Consider the following 19,208-nt stretch of genomic DNA (forward strand, 5'->3'; position numbering starts at 1 on the left):
TGTAGCGGTGCAAGCCGCGTCCGGCTTCGCGCGAAAATCCTGACACCCCCCACTGCCCTGCGGGGCAGAATCCCACTTCGCTTTGGGCTATCATCCGCGCATCTTCGAATGAGGGAATACCCATGCTGAACGGCCTGTGGCTCAGCTTCTTTCTGATCGCCGCGATCTCGGCCTTCGGCCAATGGCTGGTCGGCGGCAACGCCGGTATCTTCGCGGCCATGGTCGAAAGCCTGTTCGCCATGGCCAAGCTGTCGGTCGAAGTGATGGTCCTGCTGTTCGGCACCCTCACCCTCTGGCTGGGTTTCCTGAAAATCGCCGAGAAGGCAGGTATCGTCGATTGGCTGGCCAAGATCCTCGGACCGCTGTTCAGCCGGCTGATGCCCGAGGTTCCGCGCGGGCATCCGGCACTGGGGCTGATCACCATGAACTTCGCCGCCAATGGCCTGGGCCTAGACAACGCCGCGACGCCCATTGGCCTCAAGGCCATGCGCTCGCTGCAGGAACTCAACCCCAGCGCTACCACGGCGAGCAATGCGCAGATCCTCTTCCTGGTGCTCAACGCCTCGTCTCTGACCCTCCTCCCGGTATCGATCTTCATGTACCGCGCCCAGCAGGGCGCCGTGGACCCGACTCTGGTCTTTCTGCCGATTTTGCTAGCCACTTCCGCCGGTACGCTGGTCGGCCTGCTGGCGGTGGCTGTGATGCAGCGCTTGCGCCTCTGGGATCCGGTGGTTCTGGCCTATCTGGTCCCGGGTGCGCTGCTGCTGGGCCTGTTCATGGCGTTTCTGGGCACCCTGTCGGCGACCGCGCTTGCAGGGCTGTCGTCGATCCTGGGCAACCTCACCCTGTTCGGCCTGATCATCCTCTTTCTGGCCATCGGGGCGCTACGCAAGGTCCAGGTCTACGAAGCATTCGTCGAGGGCGCCAAGGAAGGTTTCGATGTCGCCAAGAGCCTGCTGCCCTACCTGGTCGCCATGCTCTGTGCGGTCGGCGTGCTGCGCGCTTCGGGCGCTTTGGAGCTGGGGTTGGACGGGATTCGCCACCTGGTCCAGTGGCTGGGCATGGACACCCGTTTCGTCGACGCCCTGCCAACCGCACTGGTCAAGCCGTTCTCCGGCAGTGCCGCGCGAGCGATGTTGATCGAAACCATGCAGTCCCACGGCGTGGACAGTTTTGCGGCCCTGGTCGCGGCCACCATTCAAGGCAGTACCGAAACCACCTTCTATGTGCTGGCAGTGTACTTCGGTGCCGTGGGCATCCAGCGCGCCCGCCACGCCGTGGGCTGCGCACTGTTGGCGGACCTGGCCGGGGTCATTGCGGCCATCGTCGTGTGCTACTGGTTCTTCGGCGCCACCGCTGCCTGAGTGGCGTTGTCGGTCACCTTGAAGCGTAATACGCCGACAATCTGGCCATCTTCGGTCAGGACCCGCACCTGCCACCTTCCCGTGACATCGTCGGGGAAGTTCTGCTTGTGGCTCCAGGCGCGATAACCTTCCTTGCGGCCGCCGTGGATGTCCAGGGCGATGCGGTCGACTTCCTTACCCTTGTGCTGCCACACGTGGTAGATCCGCTCGTCCAGGCCCCGTGGGGCGTTGATTGCGGTGTAGGCATACAGACCACCACTGCGCAGTTGCGCCGCGCTGACCGTCTCCAGACTGTCCCCGTGAGTGCGGCTACGGTTGTCCAGCTCCGTGGTCACCGCCACCTCCGTCAGCCACAGGGTCGCAGGCGGTACCCAGGAACGCAGCAGCCACCCGGCGCCGCCGATCATCAGGGTCACCCCCACCAGCGCCACGCCCCGGCGCCAGTGATTGATCGGAAAGCTGACGGCGAGGCTTGGAAAAGCCAGCAGCATGGCGATGGCCAGCGCCAGCTTGAAGCTTTCGTCGGTGGTCAGGTGCAGGATGATCGGCAGCGCCGTGAGCAACGCCGCGAACAGCGTGAAGGTGTGCAGCGCCATGAACAGCCAGCGCCGGGGCGCGACCCATTTGTAGTACAGCGGATCGATGATCGACACCAGCCCGGCCAGGGTCAGCAAGCCGGTGAACACCCACTGGCCACTGTTCCATGTGGTGGTGATATAGAAGAAAGGCAGCACGAAGAACAGACTTTCCTGGTGGATCATCTGCGTGGCATAGCGCAGCACCGGCGTCGGTATCTCGCGCTTGAACACCCGTGCGAACAACTGGGTGAAGGTGTTTTCCAGCATCAGCCAGACCCAGGTCAGCAGCATCACCACCGCGATCCAGCTGGCCAGCCCTGCCTGCCGATCGACCAGCACGAAGCTGCCGATCCCGGACAGGAAACCGCCCAGCGCGATCACGCCCGGATAGCGTTTGATAAGGTCGATGAGTCGCTGGACGAAGTACGGCATGGTCTTCCACACAAAAAAGGCAAAGAAACGGCAATCAGAAGACGGCTCTGGCAGGGCTCAGTGTCGTTTGGCGCGACGCCGCCATACGATCAGGCCCATCAGCATTAGTGCCAGGCCGATCAACACTGCCCAGGCAAGCTGATAGAACTGGTCATAGCTGAGCAGCGGTTTTTCCACACGTATGTACCCCGGCTTGCTGACCAGCTGACGCAATGCAGTATTGGCATCTTCCACGGTGACCTGCCCCAACTGCCGTGCCGGGCTGGCAAAGCGGCCGTCGGTATAGTCGGCCAATGCCCCCCAATAGTAGTCGGCCAAGACAATGTTGCCTTGTGCCGCCCATGCTTGCCGGGCAATCGCCAGGTTCTTGAGGCGCTTGAAGGTCGCAGCGTCCACACCGTTGTCGCGCAGACGCGCGATCATCTGCCCCATGACCAGACCTGCCTGACCGATATCGGCCTGGTCCACCGCGGCATTCAGGCTCAACAGGCCGCTGTCGCCATACGACTCGCGGGCCACCCAGGGGCCGTACGACAATCCGTGGGCCAGTCGCAGTTCGCGGTACAGCTCCCACTCCAGATAACTTTGCAGCAGGTCCAGCGTCGCCGGGTGTGCGGTATCCAGCACCGGTTCGAGGAAATACAGGTGAAGCGTGGCGTCGTCGCCCAGCCAGCCGCGTATGAGGTCGGCCTGCGGCTCGGCTTCGTGGGTGACTGTACGAAGATCCTGATGATCGCTGGGCTCGATCGCGTCCAGCGCGCCCCAGGTCCGCTCAAGATAGGCGGGCAACAACTTGTCCAGGCCTCCGACGACGATCAGGCTCATGTTGTTCGGTGCATACCAGTTCTGCCGAACCTCACGCACCTGTTCCAGGGTCAGATCGGTGACTTCCGCAGGCTGCGGACACTTGAGCCCCAACTCGATGGCCAACTGGCTACTGGCATTGCTGTCCTGAGCTGGCTTGTCGAGCAGGTGCTGCAGGTGGGAGTGATGGGTGCCATCTTCGTGCTCGATGATGCGCTTGGTGCTTGCCAGGACGTTGTCATCGATTCTGGTCTGGGTGATGGCGGCCAGCAGCAGGTCGAGCACCTTGCGCTGATTGCGCGCCGGTGCTTCGATCACGAAAGTGGTGTCGGCACTGCTGGTGAAGGCATTCCATTCGCCGCCCAGCGCTTGCATGCGCTCTTCGAGGCCGCCTTCGCCGTGCTCGTCGATACCGCTGAACAGCAGGTGCTCGAGCAGGTGGGGCAATTCCTGATCGGCGCAGGAGAAGTCGTCGAAACCCACGCCGACAACCAGGCGGATGGACACATGGGCACGTTCGTCGCCAGGCTTGAGCAGCAGTTGCAGGCCATTGGGCAACAGATAGCCTTCAACCTGGAAACGGTCCAGCGCCAAGGATTCACGGCCGGCGCACAACAGCGCCGCTGCCAGAAGCCACAGGCACAACAGGCGGCGCTGTGTACCTGGAGCGCTTTTCACCCGCTCGTGCATGAATCCCTTCCATCGAAATCGGCCAAGTCAATGGAACAGACTCCCTGACCGGCGAGTCGTTCATAGCACATTGCTGGCCATCACTGCGTGCCGCCAGGGCAGCACGCAGCTCTGCAGGCTCAGGACTCTTCCTGAGACTCGCGACGCTTGCGCGCGATGGCGGTACGCATCTTGATGTTGATCGCTTCCACGGCCAGGGAGAAGGCCATGGCGAAATACACGTAGCCCTTGGGCACATGCACATCGAAGGCTTCGGCGATCAGTACGGTACCGACCACCAGCAGGAACGACAGCGCCAGCATCTTCAGCGACGGATGCTGATCGATGAAGCGGCTGATGGTGCCCGAGGCGACCATCATCACCAACACCGCGACGATGATCGCAGCGACCATGACCGGCACATGGGACACCATGCCGACCGCGGTAATGACCGAATCCAGCGAAAACACGATGTCGATGATGGCGATCTGAATGATGGTGTAGATGAAGTTGCCGCCCTTGCCTGCAACTTCGTCCCCGCCCTCTTCTTCGCCTTCCATGCCGTGGTAGATCTCTTGCGAGCTTTTCCACAGCAGGAACAGGCCACCGAAGAACAGAATCAGATCACGCCCGGAGATGCCCTGGCCGAACACCACGAACAGGTCGGCGGTCAGGCGCATGACCCAGGTGATCGAAAGCAGCAGCAGGATACGCGTGACCATCGCCAGCGCCAGGCCGAAGATTCGCGTACGCGCCTGCATATGCTTGGGCATCCGGCTCACCAGGATCGAGATCATGATGATGTTGTCGATGCCCAGCACGATTTCCAGTGCTGTCAGGGTCAAGAAAGCAACCCAGATTTCCGGGTTGGTGAACCATTCCATGTGAAGTCCTTCGTGTTGGAGGCCAGGGCGACGCAAGGCCGGAGACTATGGCGCCGCTACCTGTGAATGGCAGCGGCGCAACGTCATCCGGCCTGGCCCGCGAATAAGATTTATAGACTGCTGAACAGAGGAAAGATCCCCATGGCCAGTGCGGCGAACATTATGCACAGGCAAACCAGTACTGCCCACTTGAGGGTGAAGCGTTGGTGGTCACCGAACTCGATACCGGCCAGGGCCACCAGCAGGTAGGTCGAGGGAACCAGCGGGCTGAGCAGGTGCACCGGCTGTCCGACGATCGAGGCACGCGCCATCTCGACCGGCGAGATACCGTAGTGCGCAGCCGCTTCGGCGAGTACCGGCAGGACGCCGTAGTAGAAGGCATCGTTCGACATGAAAAAGGTGAACGGCATGCTGACCAACGCGGTGATCACGGCCAGGTACGGGCCCATGGCATCCGGAATCACGGCCAGCAGGCTCTTGGACATGGCGTCGACCATGCCGGTACCGGTCAGGATGCCGGTGAAGATACCCGCGGCAAAGATCAACCCGACCACTGCCAGAACGCTGCCGGAGTGAGCGGCAACACGTGCCTTCTGCGCTTCCAGGCACGGGTAGTTGACGATCATGGCGATACTGAACGCGATCATGAACAGCACCGGCAGCGGCAGCAGGCCCATGATCAAGGTCACCATCAACAGCAGGGTCAAGCCGCCGTTGAACCAGATCAATTTGGGCCGGCGCGCGTCCGGGTACTGCGAGACGCTGATCTCGCTGTGGTCTATTTCATCGCCTTGCAAATGCAGCTCGCCCAGGCGAACCCGCTCGCGCTTGCCATACATGTAGGCAATCACCAGGATGGCGATGACGCCGAACGCCATGGCCGGGATCATCGGCACGAAGATGTCCGAAGGGTCGACATGCAAGGCGCTGGCGGCACGTGCAGTGGGACCACCCCACGGCGTCATGTTCATGACCCCGCCTGCCAGGATGATCAAGCCGGCCATGATCCTCGGGCTCATGCCGATGCGCTGGTACAGCGGCAGCATGGCCGCCACGCAGATCATGTAGGTGGTCGCGCCGTCACCGTCCAGCGAAACGATCAGCGCCAGCACGGCGGTACCGACCGAGACTTTCAGAGGGTCGCCCTTGACCAGCTTGAGGATCTTGCGCACTGCCGGGTCGAACAAACCTGAATCGATCATCAGTGCGAAATACAGGATGGCGAACATCAGCATCACGCCGGTCGGCGCAAGCTTGGTGATGCCCGCAAGCATCATCGGGCCGATTTCCGGTGCGAAACCACCGAACAGGGCGAACAGGATAGGCACGATGATCAAGGCGATCAGCGCGGAAAGGCGCTTGGTCATGATCAGGAACATGAACGTGATGACCATGGCAAAGCCAAGGAATGTCAGCATGGGAATACTCCAGGCACAGCGCGGCTAAGGACGAAGAACGATAGGTTCAGCGAAGAATGGCAAGAGCCGGGAGTATGGGAAGGGAGGCACTACGGGTAGGGATCATCAAGGACATCGGTTTCACCATTGTTGTTGTTCAAGAGGCCGAAAGCGCATCTGGATGCTGCTTTCTGGCCGGCCGGTCTTACGCCGGGGGTGAGTCGATGCTAAGTCGGCAAGCTTTCAACAACCTTTCGCCATTCAAAACGATACAATTGACCTTGCGGGAGCAGGCTCTGCCCGCGAAGAGGCCAGTCAGATCACCAAGATCCAACGGTCCCACCTAGGGCAACACCAACCCCCCCGCCGCCTTGTGCAACTCACGCAGATGCTCCCCCACCTGCTTCAGATTCGCTTCGGTGGCCGCAATTTCCCTAGCCCGCTCAGGCGTCAGCAGCGCCCTCACCTCTTTGTCCAGATCGGTACTCAGGCGCTGCAGCTGTTGCTGGCGCTGACTGCTTTCCGATTCCAGGCGCTGCCACTCCGCCGTCTGCGGCAGACCGTAGCCCCCGTTGTCGAGCAACTCCGCCGGTCGGCTGAGAAATCCGCTGTTGGCGAGGATCTCCTGCAACATCTGGTTGGCATTGGCCACGCTACCATCACCCAGCTCGCGAGCACCCAGGTAGCGCTGCTTCACTTCCTCCTGGGCCAACAGCAGCTGACGTCGGTAACTGGCCTGCTCCAGCAACAGCAGCGCGGCACTGGTGCGCAGATCGGCCTGGGCAAACCAGGGTTGCCGCTGCTGCGCGCTCTGCTCCAACCACGCTTCGACGCTTTGCTGCGGAATCGGCAGATGCTTGCGCAGCACCTCGAACATGGCCTGATAGCGATCGCGATACGAATCGAACCGATAACCCAGGCGCAGTGCCTCGCGCGGATCATCCAGTACGCTGCCATCGGCCAGCCCGCGGCCTTCCAGAACCTCGAGCAAGCCGTTAGGCAAGATGCTGTCGATACCCTGCAAGCGCGGATCATGCGTACCACTGCGCAGCAGCTTGAGGTTTTCCACCGCACAGTTGTTGGACAGAAAGTAGTAGCTGCCGTCGTAGCTCCAATGCATTTCGGCCGCATGGCGCACCAAAGACTCGATCTCCGGCCGATCCAGCTTTAGCGGCACCGAAGCCAGACTGCGCAGTTCGGTCTTGGTGTATTCGTCGATCACCTGCGACAACGGCAACACGAACAGGCGCGAGGGGTATTGCCCCATCAGCCCGCCCCAGGTGGAAAGCTGCACGTCATTGACGAACGCGCGGTAGGACAACACCAGGTGCTGTTCCAGATCCAGTCGACAGTCCGGGCCACGTGGCCGCCCCGGTGCGCAGATGACCAGGCGCAGCATGCTGTGCCCCCAGCGGCTGGCCAGGTTCTGATTGGCCTCGGCCAGCAGGTAGTCCACCGCATAGACCCGTTCAGGATCGATCTTGCCCAGCGGCGTCTTGGCAAAGTCGCTGCCCGCATTCAGATACGGCAGGCCTTGAGCACAGCTTTGCTGGCGTGCGGGCGCCCAGTCGAACCGCGCCTTGAAATATTCGAACAGTGCCGGACGACGACAGGCATAGGTCGGGTCGAGGAGAAAATACTCCATGTTGACCGCGACGAATTCCTTGGGGCTGCTCACCTCATAGATATCAGGGCTGCGCACGATCTGACGGTTCTGCTCTTCGCGCTCGCCCCGGCGCCCGACATATTGCTGCCAGCCGGCCAGGTCCAACAGGCGTGGATCGTCGCTCAGGGTGAAGCGGCGAGTCGTCTGGCCGCGGCACTCATCGGGCAGGCCTACCTTGCCCAGGCTTGCATCCTGTCGGCCGCAGCGGCTGACCAGCGTGCGCTCGGCAGGTGTCCAGAGGCGCGCGCGGTCATAGATATGGGTCAGCTCGTGAAGCACGGTGGCCAGCAGCTCCTCGCGCACCGTACCGTGGGGACGGTTGGTCCGCCGCTGGGCCGAAGAGCCATCGGCCAGTCCTTGCAGCTGGTTCAGGTTCAACTCCAGGCTCGAGACCAGGGAGGCCTGACCATAGGCGTTGTCAGGCATGCGCGACGACCAACTGACGTCGATCCGGCGGTCCAGTTGCTCGACGAAGCGCGGCGGCAATGCAGCCATCGCATCGTCGAGCAGTGCCTGGCTGGCATCGGCCTGTCGAGCGTCCAGCCCGCTGCGATCAAGGACCAGCTGCAAGCCGGCAGTGGCCTGCGCCGTCGTCAGCAGAAGGCCTGCCGCCAGCAGCCAGCTGGCCAATCGTCTCACAGTGCGAGAATGGCTTCGGCGAGATCCTGGTCACTGGCGCTGCGCGCCTGTGGAACGCGTTCGCGCAGCGTATTGAAAGCCGCCTCCAGTTGGGCGCCACGAATATCGCCCTGGCTGGCCACATAGCTGGCCGCATCGTCCCGAGCTTCCAGGACCACCTTGGAGTCACGGATCGAAGTGGTGGTGTCGGACGTGAAATCGATCGATCGGCCGAATGCACGAACGATGATATTACTGGTGGCCACGACAGTTTGGGCCTGGGCCACATCGGCCAACAAGAACAGGCCGAGGGTAGCGGCAATCAGCGGGGTACGCATGGAGCTTCTCCGTAATACGAGGTGTCTATTGGACGAGTATCGCCTGCGCCAGTTCAAGGTCGCTGGCAGCAATTTGTGGGTGCTTCTGGCGAATGCTCGCCAGAGCTGCCTGCAGCCGTGCCCCACGACATCGCCCATTGCTGGCGACGAAGCACGCAGCATCGTCACGGGCAGACAGGATCAACTTGCGATCGAAGGGGGCCGTCGTGACCTTGCTGGTCACATACAAGGTGATCACCGAGGACTGCAGACTCACGTCGAAGGCCGCAGCCGACGACGCCCAGATGACGAGAATCAGTGGCAAATAACGCATCAGGCTTCAGATGTAGAGCGATTGGGCCGGCAAGGCTAGCCCAACGTGGGTCCGAGAACCACCCGCGATGTGCAGGCTGCAGCAGCCTGCCGCATTCTTCATCTGCGGGAGGTACCCGTTGCAGAGCATCAGATGGCCAGAATGGCCTGGGCCAGTTGCGCGTCGCTGGCCTGCATCTGCGGGGCGACCTTGCGGATATGGGCAAAAGCGCTTTCCAGCTTGGCACCGCGGATATCGCCCTGGCTGGCGACGAAGCTCGCCGCATCGTCCCGCGCTTCACGCACGATCTTGTTGTCGCGCAGCGAGGAAGACAGGTCAGAGGTTGCATTGGTCGATGCATTGACCCCACGGACCAGTGCATCGGTCGTGACGACGAAGCTTGAAGCCTGCGCGCCGCTGGCCAGAGCCAACAATACGGCGGCACCCAACAGATGATTACGGGACATGATGGATCTCCAGATCAAGGCGAAGTTTGAGCGCTATGAAGCTTATTAGAGCGCCTCGAAGCTTCGGGCGCCAGCACTCCGACCATCCAGCGTGAGCGATGATTCAACTGTTATGGTCTTTGACCATAATCACATAACTGTATCTGTCAGCTTTTGTGCAGGCAAAAAAAAGCCCGTCAGCGTTGACCGCGACGGGCTTTTTTAGAATTCGTTGCTGGTTCGGCCTTCAGGCTCTGTCACCAGCGCGGCGTTGCATCAACGCCAGAACGGCTTGCTCAACTCTTCGCAACGCTGGGCTTCGCTGATACCGGCATCGGCCAGCAGACGAGCATCCAGACGAGCCAGTTGATGGCGGCTGGCGATACGGCGCTGCCAAAGCATCAGGTTGGCGAAAAAGCGCAGAGGAGCCGAAGTTTGAGCAGTTTTGGTGTTGGCCTGGAACAGATCGGAACTGAGGGTACGTTCCATGATGTACATCCTTCCGCTTGTGGCGGGGCTGAGTAGTGGTTTATCTGGTACCCATTTTCCGCGTTCCCTGTCCAGAACAGTAGGCACAGTTCACCTGTATTGTGTGCGGTCAGTTGACTGTTAAACCCAACTGTCTTGCTCTGGAATGAGGCAACTGTACGGGTCTGCCCTCAAGTAGTGCATTTTTGCTCGATATGCATTCACTCCAAGCAACTCGACCTCGATTTCTACCCGTACAGTAGTACAGTTTATGCTTCGTGCTGGTGAGTCCAGATACCACTTCCAAGAACTGTATTGCATCACAGCTAAACTGTGCGCTTCAGCCTGCCAACATGCGCCCGGTCTCTTCCAGGTTAATGTGCCATTGCAGTGCTTCCTGCAAGACATGAGGCGTGTGGCCGCCACGTAGGCATGCCTGATCGAAATAGCCCTGCAGGGCCTCTCGATACTGGGGATGAACACAGTTATCGATCACCGCCTGCGCCCGCTCCCGCGGTGCCAGGCCGCGCAGATCCGCCAGGCCCTGCTCGGTCACCAGGATATCGACGTCGTGTTCGGTGTGGTCGACATGGCTGACCATGGGTACGACGCTGGAAATTGCACCACCCTTGGCAATCGATTTGGTGACGAAGATGGCTAGGTGGGCGTTGCGCGCAAAATCACCCGACCCGCCGATGCCATTCATCATCCGGGTGCCGCAGACATGGGTAGAGTTAACGTTGCCGTACAGGTCGAACTCCAGCGCAGTGTTGATACCGATGATGCCCAGGCGTCGAATCACCTCCGGGTGATTGGAAATCTCCTGCGGACGTAGCACCAGGCGCGATTTGTATCGTTCGAAGTGGCTGAAGACTTCCGCGTGCTTGCGTGCCGACAAGGTCATGGAGCTGCCCGAAGCGAACGCCAGCTTGCCGGCATCGAACAGGTCGAAGGTCGAATCCTGCAGCACTTCGGAGTACATCGTCAGGTTGTCGAACGGTGAATCCAGCAGGCCGTGCATCACCGCATTGGCGATGGTGCCGATGCCCGCCTGCAACGGCATGAGGCTGTTGGTCAAACGCCCTGCGTCGACCTCGCTCTTGAAAAAGTCCACCAGATGGCCCGCGATCGCCTGGGTATCGTCGTCCGGTGGCAGCACGGTCGACGGTGAGTCGGCCTGCTGGCTGATGACGATGGCGCTGATCTTCGCTGGATCGATCTGTACCGCGCAGCGACCGATGCGGGTATCGGCGCTCAACACCGGGATCGGCAGGCGTGTGGGCCGATAGCTGGGAATATAGATGTCGTGCAGCCCTTCCAGCTCCAATGGCTGCGCCAGGTTGATCTCGACGATCACCTGTTCGGCCAGGATCGCGAAACTTGCCGAGTTGCCCACCGATGTACTGAGCACCAGATGCCCTTCCTCGGTAATGGCGACGCATTCGATGACGGCCAGGTCGACGGCCTTGATCTGGCGGTTGCGCAGCTGTTCCACGGTATCGGACAGATGCTGGTCGATGAACATCACCGAGCCGGCATTGATGGCCTTGCGCAAGGTGCTGTCGACCTGGAATGGCATGCGCCGGGCCAGCACGCCGGCTTCGGTCAACTGCTTGTCCAGGTCATTGCCCAGGCTTGCGCCAGTCATCAGGCTGATCTTGAGCGGTATGCGCAGCGCGCGTTCCGCCAGCGCCTGGGGAACGGCCTTGGCCTCCCCGGCACGGGTGAAGCCACTCATGCCCACGGTCATGCCATCTTCGATCAGTTCAGCCGCCTGGGCGGCGCTCATTATCTTGTCCTGCAAGGAAGCCAGGCGAATACGGTCAGCGTGCATGTTCATTATCCCGAGAAGCGAAACGCGTGCTGCGCAGTCTAGTGAATGCAGGCAGTCGCGTCCTGCGACCAAAGTCGCATCAACCGCTCTATTCCGCACCTTTTCCCGTAAAACACTTTTACCGTAGATGCAAAAAACCCCGCCATGGGCGGGGTTAGCCGTTCACAGTGCAGCGCCTGGTGCGGCGTTTACTCCACAGCTTTGACCATGTCTTCGATGACTTTCTTGGCATCGCCGAAGACCATCATGGTCTTGTCCAGGTAGAACAGCTCGTTGTCCAAACCGGCGTAGCCGCTGGCCATCGAGCGCTTGTTGACGATGATGGTCTTGGCTTTGAACGCTTCAAGGATCGGCATCCCCGCAATGGGTGATTTCGGATCGTTCTTGGCCGCCGGGTTGACCACGTCGTTGGCGCCGAGCACCAGCACCACGTCGGCCTGGCCGAACTCGGAGTTGATGTCGTCCATCTCGAAGACCTGGTCATAAGGCACTTCGGCTTCGGCTAGCAGCACGTTCATATGCCCCGGCATACGTCCGGCCACCGGATGGATCGCGTATTTGACGGTCACGCCGGCGTGGGTCAGTTTCTCGGTCAGCTCCTTGAGCGCATGCTGCGCGCGGGCCACGGCCAGGCCATAGCCAGGCACGATGATCACGGTGTCGGCGTTGGTCAGCAGGAACGTGGCATCGTCCGCCGAACCCGATTTCACTGGCCGTGCTTCCTTGGCACCCGCCGGGCCCGCGTCCGCAACGGCGCCGAAGCCACCGCCAATGACGTTGAAGAACGAACGGTTCATCGCCTTGCACATGATGTAGGACAGAATCGCACCGCTGGAACCCACCAGCGAACCGGCGATGATCAGCATCGAGTTGTTCAGCGAGAATCCGATGCCCGCTGCAGCCCAGCCCGAATAGCTGTTGAGCATGGACCCCCCCCCCGGCAGGCCGGCCCCGCCGATCGGGATGATCAACAGCACACCCAGGACGAACGCCAGGGCCAGCATCAGGCCAAAGGCGGCATAGCTGCCCGTGAACATGAAGATCAGACCACACAGCAAGGTACCCAGGCCGATCAGCAGATTGAGCTTGTGCTGGCCGGCAAACTGTACGGGCGCGCCCTGGAACAGGCGGAACTTGTATTTGCCGGACAGCTTGCCAAAGGCAATCACCGAGCCGGAAAAGGTGATGGCGCCAATCGCTGCGCCCAGGAACAGTTCCAGGCGGTTACCGGTTGGAATCGCGTCACCCAGGTGCGCGACGATGCCCAGCGATTGCGGCTCGACCACGGCGGCGATAGCGATGAACACCGCCGCCAGACCGATCATGCTGTGCATGAAGGCCACCAGCTCCGGCATCTTGGTCATTTCCACGCGCTTGGCCATGATCGACCCAGCGGTACCGCCCACCAGCAGACCGACCAGCACGTAGCCGATGCCGGCGGTTGCCAGTTCTGCGCCCAGCTTGTAGATCAGGCCGACGGTGGTGAGCACCGCGAGGGTCATGCCCAGCATGCCGAACAGGTTGCCGCGTCGCGACGTGGTTGGATGGGACAGACCCTTCAATGCCTGGATGAAGCACACCGATGCCACCAGATAAAGAAGCGTAACCAGGTTCATGCTCATTGTTTGGACGCCTCATCCTTCACTTTCGGGGCTTTCTTCTTGAACATCTCCAGCATCCGCCGGGTCACCAGGAACCCGCCGAATACGTTCACCGCTGCCAGCGCAACGGCAAGGGTGCCCATGGTCTTGCCCAGAGGCGTCACGGTCAGCGCTGCGGCGAGCATGGCACCAACGATGACAATGGCCGAAATGGCGTTGGTCACGGCCATTAGTGGTGTGTGCAGCGCAGGTGTCACGTTCCAGACCACGTGATAGCCGACATAGATGGCCAGCACGAAAATGATCAGGTTGTAGATACCGTGGGAGATCAGCATGTCTTCCATTTGTAGTGTCCTCAGCCGTTCTTGCGCACGATCTGGCCATCGCGGCACATCAGGCACGCGGCGACGATGTCGTCTTCCAGGTTGATGGTGAACTGCCCTTCCTTGTCGAACAGCAGCTTCATGAAATCCAGTAGGTTGCGGGCATACAGCGCCGAAGCGTCGGCACCCACCTGCGCCGGCAGGTTGGTCGGCCCGACGATGGTCACGCCGTTATGCACCACCACCTGATCGGCCACGGTCAGTGGGCAGTTGCCGCCCTGCAGGGCTGCGAGGTCGATCACCACCGAGCCAGGCTTCATCTGTGCCACTGTTTCGGCGCTGAGCAACGTAGGCGCCTTGCGCCCTGGAATCAGCGCAGTGGTGATGACGATGTCAGCCTGCTTGGCGCGCTCGTGAACCGCCTGCGCCTGACGCTGCATCCAGCTGGCAGGCATGGGCCGGGCGTAACCCCCCGTGCCTTCGGCGCATTCGCGTTCCTCGTCGGTTTCATACGGCACATCGATGAACTTCGCCCCCAGCGATTCGATCTGCTCCTTCACCGCAGGACGTACGTCCGAGGCCTCGATCACCGCACCCAGGCGCTTGGCTGTGGCGATGGCCTGCAGCCCCGCCACACCGGCACCCAGAATCAGCACCCGTGCCGCCTTGACGGTACCGGCTGCGGTCATCAGCATCGGCATGAACCGTGGGTAGTGATGCGCCGCCAGCAGAACCGACTTGTAGCCGGCGATGTTGGCTTGCGAAGACAGCACGTCCAGGCTCTGCGCGCGTGACGTACGAGGCGCTGCCTCGAGGGCGAAAGCACTGATGCCCCGCTCCGCCATCTTGGCGATCAACTCGTTGTTGAACGGGTTGAGCATGCCCAGCAGCACCGTACCGGTGCTCATCTGCAACAGTTCTGCGTCGTTGGGGGGATTGACCTTGAGCACCAGCTGCGTGGCAAACACCTGCGCCGCGCTGCCAATGATCGCGCCAGCGGCCTCATAGGCACCGTCGGTCACGCTCGCGCGCACGCCTGCGCCACTTTCAACCGTCACCACATGGCCCTGAGCGACCAGCTTCTTGATGGTCTCCGGGGTGGCGGCTACACGTGTCTCGCCCTGCTGCGTTTCGAGAGGAACACCAATGTGCACGTTATATCTCCTGCTGGATCTTCTTCCTGGTCGTACCCAAGCACTGGCTATGGCTCATTCTGCGATGGCCCATCAGCACGATACCGCCTGAAAACGGCGGGCCGCGGCATTTTGCAGGCCCCGACGAGCGGCTTCAACAGGTTGTGGAGCGATACACGCAAAGCACTACAAGTCACGCTGTGACCGAATGTCACAGCGGTAGGCCTCAAAGCCTTCTAGATCGGTACTTACAGCGATGACTGGATGCGTCGAAATATTTTGCGAAATATTTGCAGGGTAGAGACCAATCAGCGTCAAAAACACGCCATAGTCAGGCAGTGCAAAGGCTGGCGCTGAAAATTCGCCATTTTTCGTATGTTTCAGAAACGCGCCAAAAACATATATCTGTAGGGTCTTTCAAGGCACCACTACGCATCGTCAGCGATGCTGGCGCCCTTCCATTGCGTGATAATCCTGCGCCTGCTGCATCAGCCAATCGCGAAAAACCCGCAGCGATCCCAGCTCGCGATGCCTGTCCGGCACGGCCAGGTAATAGGCTTTGGAACTGGTCAGCTCGTGGGCATTAGCAACGACCAGGCTGCCCTCGCGCAATTCCCGCTGGATCAGAAACGGAGGTATGAGCGCAATCCCCATTTCGTGCACCGCTGCTTGAGCCAGCATGGAGAACAGCTCATAGCGCGGACCGCTCAAATCACGCGGTACGTTCATGTCCAGGCTGGCAAACCACTGTCGCCATGCATAGGGACGAGTGCTCTGCTGCAGCAGCGCAAGTTCGGCAATGCGGGCCGGCGTCAATGCCGACTGCCCTTGCAGAAGCGCCGGACTGCACACGGGAACGGGATGCTCTTCCATTAGCCTGCTGGTCTGCGTGCCCGGCCAGTCACCGTCCCCGAAGTAGATCGCCGCATCGAAGTCGGTATCAGCGAACAGGAAAGGTCGAGTCCGGTTGGTCAGGTGGACCGTGATCTGCGGGTTATGCCGCTGGAAGTCCTTGAGTCGCGGCAGCAGCCATTGGGTACCGAAGGTCGGCACCACGGCCATCTCCAGGGTACTGGCGCCCTGCTGCCCCATCACCGCCAGCGTCTCGCGCTCCACGGCATCGAGTTGCGCAGCCACCCGGCGGCTGTATGACAATCCCGCTTCGGTCAGCTTCACGCCTCGCTTGGAGCGTCGAAACAGGCGCACATCGAGAAACGCCTCGAGATTGGCAATCTGCCTGCAAACCGCCCCCTGGGTCAGGAACAGCTCGGCAGACGCCTTGGTGAAGCTCTCATGGCGCGCCGCCGCCTCGAAGCAGATCAGTGCGGCCGTACTAGGTATTCGTCTGCGCATGTAACCGTTCCTCACTCAAGTCCCGGCGCTGTGCACCATGGCCCACTTATGAAGTGAGAAATTATCACAAGCCCATGCGTAATCCTGCTTTGTCCGCCAAGCCACAGCGGCCTAATCTGCCGGCATATCGATTTCGAGAGGACGGACACATGGCAAGGTTCAACTGGATCAACCCACTGCTACTGGACCAGCAACTTACCCAGGAAGAGCGCATGGTGCGCGACAGTGCGGAGCAGTACGCGCAGGACAAGCTCATGCCGCGTGTCCTGGAAGCCTTTCGTCATGAAACCACCGACCCCTCCATCTTTCGCGAAATGGGCGAGATGGGTCTGCTCGGCGCCACGATCCCGGAAGAATTCGGCGGCAGTGGTCTCAACTACGTCTGCTATGGCCTGATCGCCCGTGAGGTAGAGCGGGTGGACTCCGGCTACCGCTCGATGATGAGCGTGCAGTCGTCATTGGTGATGGTTCCAATCAATGAATTCGGCACTCAAGCGCAAAAGCAGAAATACCTGCCCAAATTGGCCAGTGGCGAGTGGATCGGCTGCTTCGGCCTGACCGAACCCGACCACGGCTCCGATCCAGGCGCCATGGTTACACGGGCGCGCAAGGTCGACGGCGGCTACCGCATGAGCGGCAGCAAGATGTGGATCACCAACAGCCCGATTGCCGACGTGTTCGTGGTGTGGGGCAAGGACGATGCGGGTGACATCCGCGGCTTCATTCTGGAAAAAGGCTGGGCCGGCCTCAGCGCACCCGCCATTCACGGCAAGGTCGGCCTGCGCGCCTCCATCACCGGTGAAATCGTCATGGACAACGTGTTCGTCCCGGAAGAAAACATGTTTCCCGATGTGCGTGGTCTCAAGGGGCCGTTCACCTGCCTGAACTCCGCGCGTTACGGCATCTCTTGGGGCGCGTTGGGGGCAGCGGAATTCTGCTGGCACACCGCTCGGCAGTACACCCTGGATCGCCAGCAGTTCGGTCGCCCGCTCGCCGCCAACCAACTCATCCAGAAGAAGCTGGCCGACATGCAGACCGAGATCACCCTCGCCTTGCAAGGCTGCCTGCGTCTGGGGCGGATGAAAGACGAAGGCACCGCGGCGGTGGAGATCACCTCGATCATGAAGCGCAACTCCTGCGGCAAATCCCTGGACATCGCACGCATGGCCCGAGACATGCTCGGCGGCAACGGCATCTCCGACGAATTCGGCATTGCCCGCCATCTGGTCAACCTGGAGGTGGTCAATACCTACGAAGGCACCCACGACGTGCACGCCTTGATCCTGGGGCGTGCGCAAACCGGCCTGCAAGCCTTCTATTGACAGGAGGTCGTCATGGGCGCGCTTTCGCATCTTCGTGTACTCGATCTGTCACGGGTGCTGGCCGGGCCCTGGGCGGGTCAGATCCTCGCCGACCTCGGCGCCGAGGTCATCAAGGTCGAACGTCCAGGCCGGGGTGACGACACCCGAGCCTGGGGACCGCCGTTTCTGGTGGATCAGGCAGGCAACAGCACGGGTGAAGCCGCCTATTACTTGGCGGCCAATCGCAACAAGCGCTCGGTTACCATCGATTTCACTCGGCCCGAGGGGCAACAGTTGATCCGCGAGCTGGCTGAGAACTCCGACATTCTCATCGAGAACTTCAAGGTCGGCGGTCTGGCCGCGTATGGGCTGGACTATGCGTCACTCAGTGCCGTTAATCCGCAACTGATCTACTGCTCGATCACCGGTTTCGGCCAGACCGGCCCCTATGCCACCCGCCCAGGGTACGACTTCATGGTGCAAGGCATGGGCGGCCTGATGAGCCTCACCGGCAAGGCCGATGGCGATCCTGGTGCCGGACCCGCCAAGGTGGGCGTCGCTCTGACTGACATCCTGACCGGTCTGTATTCCACTGTCGCCATATTGGCTGCATTGGCGCATCGCGACAAAGGCGGCGGTGGCCAGCAGATCGACATGGCCCTGCTGGACGTGCAGGTAGCCTGTCTGGCCAACCAAGCCATGAACTACCTCACCACAGGGGTCGCGCCTGGGCGCTTGGGCAATGCCCATCCAAACATCGTGCCCTATCAGGATTTTCCCACCGCCGACGGCGATTTCATCCTGACGGTGGGCAACGATAGCCAGTTCGCCAAGTTCGCCCAGGTGGCCGGCCATCCCGAGTGGGCCACCGACCCCCGCTTCGCCTCCAACCAGCAGCGGGTAGCCAATCGCACGCAGCTGATACCCTTGATCCGGCAGGCGACGGTGTTCAAGACGACCCAGCAGTGGGTCACCGAACTCGAAGTTGCTGGCGTGCCCTGCGGCCCGATAAATGATCTGGCCCAGGTGTTCGCCGACCCTCAGGTGCTTGCCAGAGGGCTGGCCATTCAACTGAAACATCCTCTGGCGGGCACCCTCCCCATGGTCGCCAGCCCACTACGGCTGAGCGCAAGTCCCGTGGAGTACCGACATGCGCCTCCTTTGCTGAGCGAGCATACCCAGGAAGTCCTGCAGCAGCTGTTGAACATGGATGCCCAGACCTATGACCAACTCCACGCCGCAGGCGTGGTGTAGTGCTGCTTCTATATAGGAGCAGCACGTGAATAAGGTTTATGACGGTTTTCTGAATTGGGGGTTGACGGCAGATTTCAAGTGTCTATAATTCGCCCCACTTCCGGCGCAGCCGAAACGATAAACGCCTTGTTAATCAATGAGTTAGTCGTTCAGGCAGTGAGGAAGTGCTTCGATCTTCAAGTTCGGAAGCGGTGAAAAAGGTGGTTGACAGCGGTTTGAAACGCTGTAGAATTCGCCTCCCGCTGACGAGTGATCGAAGCGAGTCAAGTGTTTGAAGTTGTTCAGGTTTCTGGAAAAATACTTCGAAATAAACGCTTGACAGAATGTGAGGCCAGCGTAGAATGCGCGCCTCGGTTGAGACGAAAGAATCAACCCACCGCTCTTTAACAATTGAATCAAGCAATTCGTGTGGGTGCTTGTGAGTTAAGACTGTTAGTCAACAAGATTATCAGC

Annotated in this window: 17 protein-coding genes; 3 read left to right on the plus strand and 14 right to left on the minus strand. The window is 60.7% G+C overall.

The annotated features are described in order from the left end of the window. Positions 1-122 precede the first annotated feature (122 nt). The gene (locus AC788_RS10220; protein WP_049860529.1) at positions 123-1,364 is read left to right on the plus strand and encodes a nucleoside recognition domain-containing protein; all 1,242 of its coding nucleotides are present in this window, start codon (positions 123-125) and stop codon (positions 1,362-1,364) included. Here the strand turns inward: AC788_RS10220 and AC788_RS10225 are convergent. The 14 genes from AC788_RS10225 to AC788_RS10290 form a co-directional block, all read right to left on the minus strand. Continuing rightward, the gene (locus AC788_RS10225) at positions 1,334-2,374 is read right to left on the minus strand and encodes a DUF5924 family protein (RefSeq protein WP_049860530.1); all 1,041 of its coding nucleotides are present in this window, start codon (positions 2,372-2,374) and stop codon (positions 1,334-1,336) included. The two genes, AC788_RS10220 and AC788_RS10225, sit on opposite strands and share 31 nt — an antisense overlap. A 57-nt stretch (positions 2,375-2,431) precedes the next feature. Next, positions 2,432-3,868: a M16 family metallopeptidase gene (locus tag AC788_RS10230; protein ID WP_152965734.1), complete on the minus strand. Its 1,437-nt coding sequence runs from the start codon at positions 3,866-3,868 to the stop codon at positions 2,432-2,434. A 119-nt stretch (positions 3,869-3,987) separates the two neighbouring features. After that, positions 3,988-4,731 carry a TerC family protein gene (locus AC788_RS10235; RefSeq protein ID WP_049860531.1) on the minus strand — a complete coding sequence of 248 codons (744 nt, stop codon included), beginning with the start codon at positions 4,729-4,731 and terminating at the stop codon, positions 3,988-3,990. A 110-nt stretch (positions 4,732-4,841) separates the two neighbouring features. Next, positions 4,842-6,149: a CitMHS family transporter gene (locus AC788_RS10240; RefSeq protein ID WP_049860532.1), complete on the minus strand. Its 1,308-nt coding sequence runs from the start codon at positions 6,147-6,149 to the stop codon at positions 4,842-4,844. A gap of 322 nt (positions 6,150-6,471) precedes the next feature. Beyond that, positions 6,472-8,433: a DUF7844 domain-containing protein gene (locus tag AC788_RS10245; protein WP_049860533.1), complete on the minus strand. Its 1,962-nt coding sequence runs from the start codon at positions 8,431-8,433 to the stop codon at positions 6,472-6,474. Continuing rightward, positions 8,430-8,750, minus strand: coding sequence for a DUF2388 domain-containing protein (locus tag AC788_RS10250; RefSeq protein WP_049860534.1), 321 nt, complete (start codon positions 8,748-8,750; stop codon positions 8,430-8,432). Before AC788_RS10250 ends, AC788_RS10245 begins: the two co-directional genes overlap by 4 nt. 25 nt (positions 8,751-8,775) lie before the next feature. Then, entirely contained in the window at positions 8,776-9,063 is a 288-nt protein-coding gene (locus AC788_RS10255) for a DUF2388 domain-containing protein (protein ID WP_049860535.1), read from the minus strand. Between the two features lie 128 nt (positions 9,064-9,191). Beyond that, positions 9,192-9,509 (minus strand): DUF2388 domain-containing protein, encoded by a 318-nt coding sequence (locus AC788_RS10260; RefSeq protein ID WP_043191880.1) that lies wholly within the window; start codon positions 9,507-9,509, stop codon positions 9,192-9,194. 255 nt (positions 9,510-9,764) lie between these two features. Next, positions 9,765-9,977, minus strand: coding sequence for a DUF1127 domain-containing protein (locus tag AC788_RS10265; protein ID WP_049860536.1), 213 nt, complete (start codon positions 9,975-9,977; stop codon positions 9,765-9,767). Between the two features lie 319 nt (positions 9,978-10,296). Next, positions 10,297-11,790, minus strand: a complete 1,494-nt coding sequence (locus AC788_RS10270) for an acetyl-CoA hydrolase/transferase family protein (protein ID WP_049860537.1) — start codon at positions 11,788-11,790, stop codon at positions 10,297-10,299. Positions 11,791-11,978: 188 nt separating this feature from the next. Next, positions 11,979-13,412, minus strand: a complete 1,434-nt coding sequence (locus AC788_RS10275; RefSeq protein ID WP_049860538.1) for an NAD(P)(+) transhydrogenase (Re/Si-specific) subunit beta — start codon at positions 13,410-13,412, stop codon at positions 11,979-11,981. Beyond that, the gene (locus AC788_RS10280) at positions 13,409-13,735 is read right to left on the minus strand and encodes an NAD(P) transhydrogenase subunit alpha (protein WP_043191874.1); all 327 of its coding nucleotides are present in this window, start codon (positions 13,733-13,735) and stop codon (positions 13,409-13,411) included. The genes AC788_RS10275 and AC788_RS10280 overlap by 4 nt, the downstream gene beginning before the upstream one ends. Before the next feature lie 11 nt (positions 13,736-13,746). Beyond that, positions 13,747-14,868: a Re/Si-specific NAD(P)(+) transhydrogenase subunit alpha gene (locus tag AC788_RS10285; RefSeq protein ID WP_049860539.1), complete on the minus strand. Its 1,122-nt coding sequence runs from the start codon at positions 14,866-14,868 to the stop codon at positions 13,747-13,749. Between the two features lie 417 nt (positions 14,869-15,285). Next, a complete protein-coding gene (locus tag AC788_RS10290; RefSeq protein ID WP_049860540.1) occupies positions 15,286-16,200 on the minus strand; it encodes a LysR family transcriptional regulator in 915 nt (304 codons plus the stop codon). A gap of 149 nt (positions 16,201-16,349) precedes the next feature. Between AC788_RS10290 and AC788_RS10295 the strand changes: the two genes are divergently transcribed. Both AC788_RS10295 and AC788_RS10300 read left to right on the plus strand, forming a co-directional pair. Beyond that, on the plus strand, positions 16,350-17,522 hold the full coding sequence (locus tag AC788_RS10295) for an acyl-CoA dehydrogenase (RefSeq protein WP_049860541.1): 1,173 nt from the start codon (positions 16,350-16,352) through the stop codon (positions 17,520-17,522). A gap of 12 nt (positions 17,523-17,534) precedes the next feature. After that, positions 17,535-18,755: a CaiB/BaiF CoA transferase family protein gene (locus tag AC788_RS10300; RefSeq protein ID WP_049860542.1), complete on the plus strand. Its 1,221-nt coding sequence runs from the start codon at positions 17,535-17,537 to the stop codon at positions 18,753-18,755. Positions 18,756-19,208: the final 453 nt, after the last annotated feature.

It is taken from the genome of Pseudomonas sp. RIT-PI-a (genome assembly GCF_001187875.1).
GTDB lineage: Bacteria > Pseudomonadota > Gammaproteobacteria > Pseudomonadales > Pseudomonadaceae > Aquipseudomonas > Aquipseudomonas coleopterorum.